The organism is Acinetobacter sp. ABJ-A23_2 (assembly GCF_044538765.1).
Classification (GTDB): domain Bacteria; phylum Pseudomonadota; class Gammaproteobacteria; order Pseudomonadales; family Moraxellaceae; genus Acinetobacter; species Acinetobacter nosocomialis_A.
In genome coordinates, this window is sequence record NZ_JBIUCP010000042.1 from 1 (window position 1) to 15,197 (window position 15,197).

Sequence of the window (15,197 nt, forward strand, 5' to 3'; positions counted from 1 at the left end):
AAAGAAACTTGATACTTAACCTCTTTCATGACAATAAGCATGGTTAGAGTGTCTCTAAGGATGTCCAACTTTGAAAGCCCCTGTCTAAAAATACAGTGGCTTTTATTTTCTCATATAAAATATTATAAATTCATGATTTATAAATATTTTATTATACTTAAGCTATGTTCTACCCTATACTAAAAGATCAAAACTATAATTTGAACATGACATGCAAATTCGATTATTTCATTTACAAAATTCACGCTCTCAACGCATTATTTGGTTTTTAGAAGAATTAGGGCTCAACTATGAACTCATCATTAAATATCATTCGGACGAAGACAAAAATAATAACTCACCACATCAATTATCAAAATTTCCAACGCTCGAAATTAGTGAACACGGACAAACTGCAATTTTGGCTGAAACCTCAGCAATCCTAGATTATTTCTCTCATTTACACCCACAACTGGGGCAGAGTAATTTAGGAAATCAACAACTTCAAAATTTTTATTATTGGAAAAATTACTGTGAGGCGACATTCATCCCAGATTTGGTACTCAAACAAATCTTTCACCAAATTGCAGAGCGCACACCTTTTCTGGTCCGTTTCGTTCCTAAGCTTTTAAAATATGGATTTGATCAAGGCTATCTCAATCAATCATTACAACGACACATGAGCATGATTGATAAACATTTAGAACGTCACTTATGGTTTGCTGGAGATCAGTTTACTACTGCTGATATTTTGATGTGGTTTCCATTATTAGCTTGTTCACCAAATTACAGCCAGTTTAAACATATACAGCGTTATCTGGCCCAAATAGAAAACAGACCAGCCTTTAAAAATGCTTTAATTAAAGGTCAATGGTCTGCTTCTACTTTTCAGACTTACTGGGCTATTGCTTGGTAATTTATTTATGCAGATTTACGTGAATTCACGCGCCCCTGAACAACGGCCTTAATATTGCCCTTCGCGTAATTTAAAAACACAATTAAAGGCGATAACTTTGGATTTGGCTTTTTACCCTGCCCAATTGCTTTAAATTGTGCTGCGTACCAAATGATTTCCATAATTGCCATTTTATCGACAAAAGGTAAACCTGTTTTAATTGGTTTTACGGCATAGCGAACATCTTGGCCTGCGATTAAACGGTCAGTTAAATCTGTTTCAACAGCAAGTGGACGAGCAATACCAATAAAGTCACATGCACCACTTGCCAAAGCAGCATTCATGCCTTCTACAGTACGAAAGCCACCTGTCACCATAAGTTTACATTTTACATGCTGACGGATTTTTTCAGCGAAATCTAAGAAGTATGCTTCACGTGCAATGGTACTTGCTTTACGTTTATCGGCTTTTGCGCCAGCCATTGCAGGTGCTTCATAAGTACCACCTGAAATTTCAATTAAATCAATTCCTGCTTCATCAACGGCTTTAAATACCGAAATCACATCTTCTTCACTAATACCACCGCGTTGGAAGTCAGCCGAGTTGAGCTTCACTGAAATAATAAAATTCTCTGAAGTTGCTTCACGTACCGCTTTATAAACTTCTAGTAAAAAGCGAGTACGGTTTTCAACTGAGCCACCCCACTGGTCTGTACGCTTATTGGTTAATGGCGATAAAAACTGGCTAATTAAATAGCCGTGTGCACCATGTAACTGTACCCCTTCAAAACCAGCTTTCTCACAAATGCTGGCAGCTGTTGCAAAGCGTTTAATAATATCCAAAATTTCTTCATGTGTAAGCGCACGTGGAGTGCCAAACATAGTCGCTAAAGCTGGACTAAAAGGAACTGCCGAAGGTGCAACTGTTTCTTTATTTAAGCCTTTAGGGCACTGACGGCCTGGGTGAGACAATTGAATGAGCTGTACCATTCCATATTGTTTACCGACCGCTGCCCATTCTTTTAAACGCTCTAGGTCACGCTCAGTTTCAATCACAACCACGCCGGGTTCATTTTTGGCTTCGAAATTGACCATGACGTTCCCAGTAATCGCACAGCCTAAACCACCTTTAGCCCATGCACCATACAAGCCCAAATGTAAGTCATTTGGCTGCCCCTCATAGTTTGCAAGTGCCTCACTCATTGCACCTTTAATAATCCGGTTTTTAAATGTGGTATTTCGAATTGTGATTGGTTGTGCAATCTGGCTCATGGTTAACCTCTTTTAATACTTTAGAGCAATTACTCTAATTTAGATGAGTTATAGGTCATGTCAAGGGAAAATCGATAACTGACAATAGCACATGTCAAATTTAAAAAGTATAGAGAAATGCAACTTTTTGCATTAAAAATTTAAATAATATTTATGCTTATAAAACACAAACTTATTTAAACAAATTAAAGACTTGCCATAATTAACTGCTTAGTATATTCAGTTTTAGGGTCATTAAATAACTGTTCAGTCGGCTGATATTCAACAACTTTTGCATGCCGTAATACCATCACTTTATGACACAGTGCTTTGACCACATTTAAATCATGACTAATAAAAATATAGCTGAGGTGCTCTGTTTGTTGTAAACGTCGCAATAATTGAATCATGGCTTTTTGCGTGGTTCGGTCTAAGGCAGATGTTGGCTCATCTAAAATTAAAAGTTTAGGTTGAACCACTAAAGCTCTCGCTAAAGCAACGCGTTGACGTTGCCCACCAGAAAGTTCATGTGGATAGCGATGTTGAAAGTCTTCAGCCAACTCAACTTTTACCAAAGCAGATTTAACTTGCTGTTTGATCTCGCTATCAGCTACAGCTTTCACTTTTAAGCCTTCAGCAATAATCTGCCCTACTGTCATACGTGGGTTTAAACTACCAAATGGGTCTTGGAAAACAATTTGTAAGTCTGACCTAATCTTACGCAAAGCTTTTTGTTCTAAGCGGTTTATGTCTTGCCCTAAAAAGATAATTTGCCCCTCACTTTTAATTAATCGGACCAGCGCTAAAGCCAAAGAAGATTTTCCAGAACCACTTTCACCAACCACACCCAATGCTTCGCCTTGGGTAAGCTCAAAGGTTATGTTTTCAATAGCAGTGGTATAACTTTGAATTCGGTTAAAGATACCACTCCGAATTGGGTATTTAACATTGAGTTGTTGAACAGATAAAATTTTATGACTGGAGAAAAGTGGCTGAGCAAAACCAAGATTAAGATCTAACAATTGCTCAGTATAAATTGATGCAGGATTTTTAAAGATCTGTTCAAGCTGACCTTGCTCTACAACCTGCCCCTTGTGTAATACAATGAGTTCATTGGCATAACGGCGCACCAAATTTAAATCATGGCTAATTAAAATCAGCACCATGCCATATTTGTTTTGCAAAGATTTTAATAATTCTAAAATTTGCGTCTGTAAAATGACATCAAGCGCGGTGGTTGGTTCATCTGCAATTAAAATTTTAGGTTGAAGTGCTAGTGCAGCCGCAATCATGACCCTTTGCTTTTGTCCACCAGAGAGCTCATGCGGATAACGCTTTAAAATGTGCTCAGGATTAGCAATTCGTACATCTTTTAATAGTTGAATAACCTGTTGCTGTACTTTGTTTTTTGACCACCCTTGTAGAATAAAATGTTCACCGACAATTTTTTCAACCCGATGCAATGGGTTTAAAGCCGTAGAAGGCTCCTGAAAAATCATGGCAATTTGGCGGCCACTTATATGTGTTTTTGTCTTTTCATCTGTTTCTAAAATATTTTTTGAATCAATAATAATACGACCAGATATTTTTAATTTTTCTGGTAATAATCCCATCATCGCCAAACAGCTTATTGTTTTACCTGAACCGCTCTCACCTACAATTGCAAGCGTATCACCAGCTTGTAAGTGTAAATTGAGACCCTCCAATAAAGTCTGATCTTGCGTAGATATTGAAAGGTTTTCTATTTTTAGCAAGGTAGCATCTTCACTTAAATTATTTTCTTGGGTCAAATGCATCACGTGCAGCCTCCCCAATATAAATTAATAATGACAACACAAAAGCAAGGCTAAAAAATCCTGATAAAGCCAACCAGGGTGCATCCAAGTTATTTTTACCTTGTAGCAATAATTCACCTAAAGAAGCTGCATCTGGCGGTAAGCCATAGCCCAAGAAATCGAGTGCTGTTAAAGCAATAATATTGGTCGTCAAAATAAAAGGTAATTGTGACAAGCTAGAACTTATGGCATTTGGCAAAATGTGCTTAAAAATAATTGCTCTATCATTTACACCTAAAGCCTGAGCCGCACGGACATAGTCAAGTTGACGCGCTTTTAAAAATTCAGCACGGACAATTCCCACAAGTACGGTCCAGCTAAAGAACAGCATAATAAAAAATAGCCAATATACATTTGGGGTAAACATGCTGACCAAAATCATGACCATAAACAGCATGGGTAAACCATTCCAGACTTCTACCAGTCGTTGTCCCAGCAAATCGACCCAGCCACCATAGTAGCCTTGTATAGCACCCACAAAAATGCCCAGTAGTGCTGCACAAGCTGTTAAAACTAAACCAAAAAGTAATGAAACTCTAAGTCCATAAAGAATACGTGCCAGTACGTCTCGCCCTTGGTCATCTGTTCCTAACCAGTTCTGCTTAGAAGGTGGCGATGGCACAGGTACAGCTAAGTCTAAATTAGGTGTCTGATAAGAAAATTGAATGAGCGGCCAAATCGCCCAACCTTTATGGTTAATAAGTTCTTGTACAGCAGGGTCTTTATAATCTGCTTCTATTTCAAACACACCACCAAAAGTGGTTTCGGGATATGTTTTAACGACAGGCAAATAATAAGCATCCTCATATTTCACCAACAATGGTTTGTCGTTAGCAATGAGTTCAGCACCCAAGGACATCACTAAAATGAGGCTAAACAAGATAAAGCTTGCCCACCCTAATTTATGTTGCCTAAACTTTTGTAGTCGTGATCGCACAATAAAAGACATTATTTGCCTCCTTGTGCATCAAAGTGAATACGTGGATCAATCCATTGATACAGCACATCGCAAATAAGACGTAAAAGCAGGCTAAAAAGCGTGAAGAAAAACAATACGCCAAAAATAACTGGATAGTCTCGCTGAACAATTGCTTCAAAGCCTAATAACCCAACACCATCTAGGTGAAAAATAATTTCAATAAAAAGATTTCCCACAAAGAAAATGCCTGCTAAAGCCTCTGGCAATCCAGCAAGAACCACTAAAATGGCATTACGAAATACATGTTTATATAAGACTTGCTGACTATTTAAACCTTTTGCATAAGCTGCCAAGACATAAGGTTTATTGAGTTCTTCTAAAAATGAATATTTGGTTAGATAAGTTAGGCTAGCAAAACCACCCAACACCATGGTAATAAGCGGCAACGTCATGTGCCATAAGTAGTCCGTAATTTTTCCGAAAAGACTTAATTGATGAAAATTATCCGACACGAGGTTTTGCAATGGAAACCAGTGAAAATATGATCCACCTGCAAAGAAAACGATAAGTAATATAGCAAAGACAAAACTTGGTACTGCGTAACCTACTACAAGTAATAGAGAGGTAGAACGATCAAACCATGTACCTTGTTGTTTGGCTTTTTTAATACCAAGCGGAATTGAAATAAGATAAATCAGCAAAGTGCTCCATAGCCCAATCGAGATCGATACAGGCATTTTTTCCCAAAGCAGCTCAACTACTGGTTTATCTTTAAAAAAGCTTTGTCCAAAGTCCAAGGTCAAATAGCCTTTTAACATCAGTAAAAAACGTTCTACTGGAGGATGGTCAAAACCGTACTGTGCTTTAATTTGCTCAACCATTTCAGGGCTTAATCCTTTAGCGCCCTGATAGTACATTTCAGTACCTAATACACGCCCTGCTCCTAAGCCACTTTCTACTTCATAAATTGCCTGTTCAACTGGCCCACCTGGTGCAATTTGCACGACCACAAAGTTGATCAATAAAATAATGAACAACGTTGGAATCATTAAAAGAAGTCGCTTCAGAATATATGAACCCATATAACAGGATTTCCTTTAGGTACGTGCTTTTATTGTTGATGTAAATATTGGGCAACTTTTTTGGCTTGGTTTGGATTACTCCACCAATACTCTATACCAGCAGAGAGCACGGGTTTCACTTTAGGTTGCTGATACATATTCCAGTATGCATACCAATAATCACCTTTTCCATAAGTCGGAATTTGGTAATATCCTGCACGAAGTAATCGATCAAGAACATGAGTATAAATAATTTGCTGCTCACGGTCTTTGGCAGTGACCAGTTTTGAAATAACTGCATCAATGACAGGATTACGAATACCAGCGTAGTTATAGTTACCATCTTGAACTGCTGCGGCACTTCCCCAGAACTGAGCCTGTTCATTGCCCGGATTTAAAGATTGCGGCAAGTTCATGGTGGTCATGTCAAAATCATAACGGCGTGTACGCTCTAAATATTGCGGTGCATCGACTTGCCGTAAAGTAATATTAATTCCTAATTTTTTTAAATTTCTTACAAATGGCATGAGTGTTCTTTGTTTGCCATCTTGCTGAATAAGAAACTCAATTTGTACAGGCTTGCCTTCGGGCGTATATAACTGCCCTTCTTTAATTTTATAGCCTGCCTGAATGAGTAATTGTCTGGCAGTTAATAAGTTTTGACGGTTAAAACCGCTGGCATCTGAGACTGGATATTTCCAGCCTGCCAGAACAGCTTTTTGCATGACTGGTGAAAGCTTTGGCAAAAGAGGCTTTAATATCGCCAGCTCACTCTTTGAAGGACGACCTGTTGCTGCCAACTCACTATTTTCAAAATAACTTTGTAGTCGTTGATATTGTCCATAAAACAAAGCTTTGTTCTGCCATTCAAAATCATAGGCATAGGTTAAAGCTTGTCTAAAGCGAATATCGTTTAAAGGTTTTCGTCGTGTGTTAAATACATAACTTTCGGTTGCAATCGGGTTATGGTGTCTAAATTTATATAGAGTGATTAAACCTGCTTTTACCGCTGGAAACTTGTAGTCAGTGACCCATTTTTTAGGATTAGTTTCTTCATGCAAGGTATATTGCCCAGATTTAAAACCCTCGAATGCAATATCCCAATTTCGGTAATAAACATATTTTAAATGGTCGAAGTTATAGCGCCCTTTATTAATAGGCAAATCTTTGGCCCAATAATTCAGGTTTCGTTTATAGCTAATACTACGTCCTGCATCAATCTTCTCAACAACATATGGCCCTGAACCTACAATCGGTTGCAAGGTAATACGGGTAAAATCACGGTTCGTCCAATCTGCTTTTGAGTAAATCGGTAAGCTCGCCACAACAAATGGCATTTTAGGATTATGACTAGACTTAAAAGTGAATTTAACTTGATGTGGATTGATCACTTCTGTTTTTGCCAAGTCAGCAAGATACATTTGTAGGCCAAAATTAGATTTGGTCTGATACGTATCAAAGCTAAATTTTACATCTGTCGCGGTTAAAGGCTGACCATTACTAAAACGAGCTTTGGGATTTAAATAGAAAGTAATGGATTGGGTTCTTTCTGGGTCATACGAAACTTTCTCGGCTAAAAGGGGATATAAAACCCCAACTTCATCGAGTGACTGAGTCATTAAAGTATCAAAAAGATAATTTACACCTTCTGTCGCGTTTCCCTTCCCATTCATGCTGTTTAAGTTATCAAAAGTCCCTTGCGCAGCCCGACTCAACACTCCACCTTTAGGTGCATTTGGGTTAGCATAAGGCATAGCAGCCATTGCAAGGTATTTAGGCTTAGAATGAATTGCGATATAAGGCGTGATTTGCTGCGCAGAGAATACAACTTGTGAAAAAACACTGAGCCCGACTAGCAGGCTCAGTTGAGAATATAACTTTTGCATAAAGTTCTAATTATTCTATAAATTAGGCACTTTAATAATATCGCCAATACGTAATTGAGTCGACGGTGTTAAGTTGTTGAGTTCCGCCAGTAAAGTGGTTTCTAGACCATATTTACTCGCAAGACCAATTAAGGTATCACCACGTTTAACTTTGTATTCCACTACAGTTTTTGGAATCACAATATTTTGACCGCGCTGTAGGTTAGCATTTGCTTTTAATGCATTCATTTCAGCAAGTTCACGAACTGAAATACCTGCACGGCTCGCAATCGCATTTAATGACTCACCCGCTTTAACCGTATACTTTTCAGTATTTTTGCCTGCTGCAACAGGTTTAGCTGATGATTTTGCTGTATCAGCTTTCGCTGTTTCTACAGTAGGTACATCACCTGTTAACTTTAAATGCTGACCGACACGCACACTGCTGTTACGAGACAAGCCATTTAATGCAGTCAGGTAATCTAACTGTAAATGATAACGGCTGGCGATGCTTCGTAAGTTATCACCAGATTTAACAGTATAAGTATCTGGTGTTTCTTCTTTGGCATTTTTAGTCGTAGCCTTGCTCGGTGTTTCAACCTCACCTGTCAATTTTAAACGCTGACCAGCACGAACACCTGCTGTGCGAGATAAACCGTTTAAATCAGCCAAATAACTGGTTTGTAAGTTATATTTAGCCGCAATCGCATGTAAGCTATCGCCCGACTGAACAACATAGTGGTCTGGAACACTTACGCCCGCAGGTACTTTCAAGTTTTGACCAAGCTGTACATGGCTACTCGCTTTTAAGTTATTCAGTTCTGCAAGTTCGGCTAAACTAATTTTAGACTTGGTCGCAATACTTGATAATGTATCGCCACGCTGTACTTTATAACTTTCAGTCTTATACGACGGACCTGCTGCAAGTTTTTCATATTTGCCAGAAGCTTTGTTGTCATCAGATTCATCAATAGCAGCAATTTCTTTTGCAGGTACATTAATTTTCTGTCCAGCCATTAAATTACTACCAGCTGACAACCCTGGTGTTAGCTCTGCCAATTCCTGATTAGATAATGCATAACGATCTGCAATTAACTTCAAATACTCGCCGCGTTTAACTGTATAGCTCTTTGTTGCAATACGACGTGTACTTGCTTGAACAGCTTTAGGCTCTGCCTTAGCAGAATTACGGTTGCCTTTAGGCTCTTTCAAATGCAGCTTTTGACCAACAAATAAGCCATCACTGACAGATAAATCGTTATATTCAGCAAGCTGTTTTACTGACAAATTAAATTGATTTGCCACGCCTGTTAAACTGTCATTTGCTTGAACAACATATACATCAGGTTTAGCTGCTGATTTTGTCGTAGACTCAACCTCTTGCGGTTTAGCATCATACAAATACAGGCTAGTTCCTACAAATAGAGTCTTTTCAGGATCAATCTGGTTCCACTTGGCAACATCACGCCAGTTGACCCCATTTTTCATTGCGATAATCGCTAATGTATCGCCCGGTTGTACGGTATAGGTACTACGCTTACCTTTAGGCTGTACAACAACGACATCAGTATCAGTTTTAATATAAGGCTTATCTTTATTACGCTGTGCTTCTTCAGAGTTTGCAACGCTTGCGTCTTCAGTTAAAGTTTTCGGATAAGCAAAACCTTTACTTAACTCTTTACCTTGTTGTTCAGCAACCGACAGGCTCGTCTGAATCGCAGTTAACTTAATTTTGCCATCGTAAGGATCAACAATTTCGGTACCTTGCGGTGCAATTGCCTTTAACTCAGCAACCACTTGATCTTTTTCAGCTTGAGTGGCCTGTGGCTGTAAAGCTTGCTCAACGGTTTCCTTCTCACCTTCAGCACGAACCGCCGCTAAAATTTTCTCACGCTCAACTGCTGAAATTGGTGGTTCTGTTCTTACTGGCTTAACATTGGTTGCAGGTGTTACTGCAACTGGAATACGAGGTGCACTTGGCACATCCGCGGATGCTGCAAAAGCAGCTAAAGCATCAGAACCACGCGGCGTTGAACCTCTTACAGTCACAGAGCTGCTGGTTGTTTTAGCAGGTGTCGTTGGTCTTACAGGCTGAACCTGAGTCGCTGGTGTGGTTTTAATTGTGACTGAACTTGAAGGACTGGTTGTAGGTTTAGACGGCGAAGTGACATTTGCCCACCAACCTGAAGCACCACCCGCTTTCATTCCTTTCAATTTATTATCAACTGATGGACTTACATCAGCCGGAATTAAAATACGCATTGGACTTGCAGGGTCTACTGTTTCACCACGATAGCCTGGGTTTAATGCATATAACTCGGCACGGCTAAGACCACTGACCGATGCAATCTCATTTAAAGACAACGGCGCAGACAATGTCACTTCACGGAAATGGGGTCTATTCGCAATTGGTGGTAATGAAACGCCATAAGCACGTGGATTTTTAATAATTTGTGCAACTGCCAAGAAACGTGGAACATAGTTCATCGTTTCTTGTGGAAGTTTTAGTGACCAATAGTCAGTTGGCAAACCAGCAGCTTGGTTACGGTTAATCGCCTGTTGGATACGACCCGGACCAGCATTATAGGCTGCCAAAGCCAATTCCCATGAACCAAACTGGTTATATAAGCTTCCTAAGAACTCATATGCAGCACGTGTAGATTCAACAACATCACGACGACCATCGTACATACCAGTTTGTTGTAAACCATAAATACGACCAGTACTTGGAATAAACTGCCATAAACCTGCTGCTGCCGCGCTACTTGTTGCAGCAGGGTCATATGAACTTTCAATTACCGGTAATAACGCAAGTTCAGTTGGAAGACCACGGCGTTCTGCTTCTTTAACAGTATGATATAAATAACGACTTGCGCGAGCACTTAAACGGTCAAGGTAGGGCTGACGTGAAATAAACCAACTACGCTGCGCTTCAATACGCGGATCCCAGTGATCGAGGTCCATTTTGAAGCCCACAGCCATACGCTTCCAAACGTCACCATGTTTTAAAATAAGTAAACGATCACCCTCTACAGCACGCATATCTGTTGCTGAAAGTAAATCTTCTAACGAGTCTAGACTGCTTGCATCAAGATAGCCTGCTCCACTGACCTGTTTTGTTTTCGAGGTTTTTGCAGATTGCGGAGTCGAAGAGCAGCCTGTTGTAATACCCAACGCAGCTAAAGCAGAGCTAAGTACTGTAATTTTGAATAATGATGCTGCAGATGGCTGCCACACAAATGTGGTTGGTTTATACATAAAAACTTCCAAACAACTCGCGTAATATTTCTTGGGGTCTGCCCACAAACCCTAGGTCTTCGATGCCATTGTAGTAAAGCATGCAAGATAGACAAGGCAATAATTTAATGTCATTTGCATGGAAATGTTACAAGAAATTAAAAAAAGCTTGCTTTGTAACGATGGAACCGAACTTTTTGCGTATACAATACACCATATTCAGTTCTTTTTCTTTCAGTTTAGGTTTCGATTTATGTCTCAAACAATCACACTGTATGTTGATGGTGCATGTCGTGGCAATCCCGGTTTAGGCGGTTGGGGTGCATATGTCATTACCGAACAGGGTGAACATAAATTATTTGGCGGTGAACCCGACACAACCAATAACCGCATGGAGCTTATGGCTGCTATTGAGGGCGTTTCTTTTTGCCCTCCTGATGCACAATTAATTATCTGGACAGACTCAAATTATGTAAAGCAAGGCATTACAGAGTGGATTCATGGCTGGAAAAAGAAAAATTGGAAAGATGTTAAAAATCCTGACCTATGGCAAAAACTTGATGCTGTTTGCGCAGGTAGAAATATTGAGTGGAATTGGATTAAAGGCCATGCAGGACATCCTGGCAATGAAATGGCAGACCAACTTGCAAATTTAGGTGCAGATAAGACTGCTCAAGAACTCAAACAACCCCAGTCTGTCGCTGCACCGCAAGATATAAAAAAGCCTGAACAGGACTGGTTGCTAGATGACCCTTTCGGGTTTGATCTGGTTGAAACAACCGAAGATGAAGATGTCGCTCTTGAACCATCACAAGAAGTTGAGATGATTACTGTCGACGAAGAAGTAAATGAAGTTGAAGCTGTAGAGCAAGAAACTAAGCAGCAAAGTAGCAACATTCATCCACAGATTGTACTTACAGAAGCAAAGCTTAAATTGCAAGGCCCTCGTCAGCTCATTCTCGATACTGAAACAACTGGTTTCTATTTCCAAGATGGCGACCGCATTATTGAAGTCGGCGCAATCGAAATGATTAACCGTAAGCTTACGGGTAGTTCGATTCACATTTATATTAACCCTGAAAAACCAGTGGGCGATTCAGAAAACATTCACGGTATCAGTGATGATTTCTTAAAAGATAAACCGCTCTATGCAGATATTGCTGATACTTTGTTTGAGTATCTAAAAGGCGCAGAAATTATCGCTCATAACGCAACCTTCGATATGAACTTCCTCGATATGGAGTTTAGACGTGTTGGGTTACCTGCTCTTTCAGAAGTTTGTGAAGTTACCGATACCTTAGCTTTAGCCAAAAATAAGCATCCTGGACAGAAAAACTCACTTGATGCCTTAGTTAGACGTTATGAAATTCCAGCTCGTGACCGTACTTTCCACGGTGCGTTACTCGATGCTGAAATTCTTTCTGATGTTTACTTGGCAATGACCGGTGGTCAAGTTTCCTTTGATATGGATGCTTTATCACAAAGTGAAATTGACCAGCAAAAAACGACAAAAGCTAGAGTCCAAATTGATTTACCCGTTATTTACCCTTCAGATGAAGAGTTGAACATACATGAGACTTGGGTCAAAGAATTTGAGAAAAAACATGGAGAACCTTGCCTTTTTGCAAAATAAATTTTTGATTCTCTAGTGTTTTTTTAGTTTCCCCTTTTGCAAGTTAAGTTATATTAGTCGTATAGATTTTTAGCTCAAAATATTGAGCCATGACGAATATAACAATTGATTTTTTTTGCAAAGGGGAATTTTTATGTCTGAGCATAATTCGATTCAATTTGATCCAACAGCGTTGCTTATTATCAAGAATGAAATTGATAACTCAATAAAACTGGTAGAAGGTGCTGTAAGTACATTAATTGAAGAACAAGCTCTCCCTTTTGGTATTGATGATGCGTTAGAACAATTTAAACAATGCACTCAAGTATTACGCCTTATTGATATCCCCTATTTGGCAAAAATTACTCAATATTCAACTGAGTTGATGCAAAAAATTATGGCTAAGCCAGAACACATCAACACCGATGAGGTTGTTGCTCTTAGTGAAGGCACGACCATGGTGAAACGCTATATTGAATTTATTTGTTTACGTGAAGTTGAAGTACCCCAGTTTCTTTTGGACACTCTAAACAATTTGGAAAAAGCCTTAAATAAACCATTAACATCATCTGGTCAGCAGATTGCTTCAAACCTTACAACAACTTCACTTGAGTTACCGTTACCCGAAGTGCTCATTAATGAGAAAACTCAGTTTATCCATCAGCTTTATAAATTATCTTTGCATCAATTTTTAAATAAAACTGAAACCACTCGAGACTTTCAGGCATTCAAACTTATTGGTAGCTATTTAGTCAGCATGGCTCATGGTCAACCAAGCCAACAATATTGGCAATTGGTTAACTCTGCCTTTAATCACATTGATGAACTTGTTTTAAATGATGCTCGCTTACGTGTATTCATTAATCTTGAGAGCGCTATAGGTCTACTTTTAGCATCGCCAGAAAGCTTTGAGGCAAACTTAACTGCTCTAGCAGATATTATTAGTATTGTGATTGGACAAGAAGACCAACTTGCGCAGCAAATTCGTGGGCAGCTAAACATTGGTCGTGAGTTCCTTACCGATACTCAACTTAAAGCACTGAGCCAACATTTGTATGGTCCAGACTTTGATACCATGCAAACGGTAAGTCAATTGATCTTAGACGAAATGAACAAAGTTCGTAATGATATTGAATACAACTACCAAAACATGTCGCCAGAAAAGGCTCAGCAACTTCAAAGCAGCCTTATGCAGCTTGCTCATACCTTTAACTTACTCAACTTAAATGAAGCAGCAGCCGAGCTTTCTCATCAAGCAAGCAGTTTAAGTCAAATCAATATATTGAGTAATGAAAACTACGCTCAGCAGCTCATGAAGAGCATTTTATCTGCCATGAACGCAATTGGTATTTTGGTACGTCATTACTCATCTAACCGTCTACAAATTCGTGTGAACAACACTAATATTTCTTTAGATCGTTTAGATGAAGCACATGAAACATTATTAAATGAAACAAAAAATTTAATCGATTTTGTATGTCAAAGTTTGACTTTATATGCCAACGATCAAACCCAAAATATTGAAGCAATTGCAGGCTCATTAAAAGAATTGGCTGGTGCGGCTGAATTTTTAGGAAGTACGGTTCAACAAAATGCTCTGCTTGAAACTGCTAAATTTGTACAGCAGCAAATCGATCAGAACCAAGCTTTTAGTCATGATCAGATTCACTGTATTTTTAACGTATTAGCTGGACTAGATATGTTAGTTGACAATTTAAAAAATAAACAGCCTGTTCTACAATCCATGTTTGATGTAGCATTGCTAAGTAGTCAACAACTTCAAAAAAAGGCAGCTTAATGTCTGAATTATCACTTGCTTATATTTTTCATCACCAACAACTATTGGTTGACCAAAACTTTCAATTACCCAAAGTCGAAAAGTTAGCAAGTGATCTGCTTTTCACTCATGATGAACAGGTCATTGCACGTGACCTGCTGAGTGAAGAAGCTATACCAGAAGGTCTGCAACTCGTTCCAATTCGTCAACTTATTTCTAACTGGTCAAAAGAGCAATTTTTACAGGCGAGTCGTGCTGTACAGTTGCTCGAATGGCGACGTAACCACAAGTTTTGCAGCCACTGTGGACATGCCACCGAAGTACACTCAAGTGAATATGCGATGGTATGTCCTGCTTGTGGTTATCACCAGTACCCTCGTGTAAACCCCTGCATCATTACCATCATTACTAAAGGTGATGATGAAATCTTATTAGCAAAATCAATTCACAATAAAACCAACATGTATGGTTTGATTGCAGGTTTTGTAGAAGTTGGGGAAACTCTTGAAGAGGCTGTTCAACGCGAAGCTTTAGAAGAAGTGGGCCTTAAACTTAACAATATTCAATATATGTCAAGCCAGCCTTGGCCATTTCCAAGTAATCTTATGATTGCATTTAAAGCTGAATATGAGTCAGGCGAGATTTCTTTGCAGGAAGATGAAATTGCCGATGCACAATTCTTTAAATTTGATCAGCTTCCTGAAATTCCATTTAAAGGCAGTATTGCACACGCAATGATTACGCAGATTACTCAAGCAAAGTAATCT

At 39.1% G+C, this 15,197-nt stretch carries 10 protein-coding genes; 4 read left to right on the plus strand and 6 right to left on the minus strand.

All coding sequences use genetic code 11. The features are described from left to right. The first annotated feature begins 211 nt into the window (after positions 1-211). On the plus strand, positions 212-895 hold the full coding sequence (locus ACH63V_RS13985) for a glutathione S-transferase N-terminal domain-containing protein (RefSeq protein WP_396463834.1): 684 nt from the start codon (positions 212-214) through the stop codon (positions 893-895). A 5-nt stretch (positions 896-900) separates the two neighbouring features. Here the strand turns inward: ACH63V_RS13985 and ACH63V_RS13990 are convergent, their stop codons facing one another. From ACH63V_RS13990 to ACH63V_RS14015, 6 genes are all read right to left on the minus strand, one after another. Then, positions 901-2,145 carry an NADH:flavin oxidoreductase/NADH oxidase family protein gene (locus ACH63V_RS13990; RefSeq protein ID WP_032051500.1) on the minus strand — a complete coding sequence of 415 codons (1,245 nt, stop codon included), beginning with the start codon at positions 2,143-2,145 and terminating at the stop codon, positions 901-903. Positions 2,146-2,330: 185 nt separating this feature from the next. Continuing rightward, positions 2,331-3,920 carry an ABC transporter ATP-binding protein gene (locus tag ACH63V_RS13995; protein WP_396463850.1) on the minus strand — a complete coding sequence of 530 codons (1,590 nt, stop codon included), beginning with the start codon at positions 3,918-3,920 and terminating at the stop codon, positions 2,331-2,333. Further along, positions 3,898-4,908: an ABC transporter permease gene (locus tag ACH63V_RS14000; protein ID WP_396463835.1), complete on the minus strand. Its 1,011-nt coding sequence runs from the start codon at positions 4,906-4,908 to the stop codon at positions 3,898-3,900. Before ACH63V_RS14000 ends, ACH63V_RS13995 begins: the two co-directional genes overlap by 23 nt. Further along, positions 4,908-5,960: a microcin C ABC transporter permease YejB gene (yejB, locus tag ACH63V_RS14005; protein ID WP_396463836.1), complete on the minus strand. Its 1,053-nt coding sequence runs from the start codon at positions 5,958-5,960 to the stop codon at positions 4,908-4,910. Before yejB ends, ACH63V_RS14000 begins: the two co-directional genes overlap by 1 nt. Before the next feature lie 29 nt (positions 5,961-5,989). Next, positions 5,990-7,825 carry an extracellular solute-binding protein gene (locus ACH63V_RS14010; protein ID WP_396463837.1) on the minus strand — a complete coding sequence of 612 codons (1,836 nt, stop codon included), beginning with the start codon at positions 7,823-7,825 and terminating at the stop codon, positions 5,990-5,992. Positions 7,826-7,840: 15 nt separating this feature from the next. Beyond that, positions 7,841-11,062, minus strand: coding sequence for a LysM peptidoglycan-binding domain-containing protein (locus tag ACH63V_RS14015; protein WP_396463838.1), 3,222 nt, complete (start codon positions 11,060-11,062; stop codon positions 7,841-7,843). 232 nt (positions 11,063-11,294) lie between these two features. Between ACH63V_RS14015 and dnaQ the strand changes: the two genes are divergently transcribed. The 3 genes from dnaQ (at position 11,295) to nudC (ending at position 15,194) form a co-directional block, all read left to right on the plus strand. After that, positions 11,295-12,674 carry a DNA polymerase III subunit epsilon gene (gene dnaQ / locus ACH63V_RS14020; RefSeq protein ID WP_396463839.1) on the plus strand — a complete coding sequence of 460 codons (1,380 nt, stop codon included), beginning with the start codon at positions 11,295-11,297 and terminating at the stop codon, positions 12,672-12,674. A gap of 133 nt (positions 12,675-12,807) precedes the next feature. Continuing rightward, entirely contained in the window at positions 12,808-14,451 is a 1,644-nt protein-coding gene (locus ACH63V_RS14025) for a chemotaxis protein (RefSeq protein ID WP_396463840.1), read from the plus strand. Further along, positions 14,451-15,194, plus strand: a complete 744-nt coding sequence (nudC, locus tag ACH63V_RS14030; protein WP_396463841.1) for an NAD(+) diphosphatase — start codon at positions 14,451-14,453, stop codon at positions 15,192-15,194. Before ACH63V_RS14025 ends, nudC begins: the two co-directional genes overlap by 1 nt. Positions 15,195-15,197 lie beyond the last annotated feature (3 nt).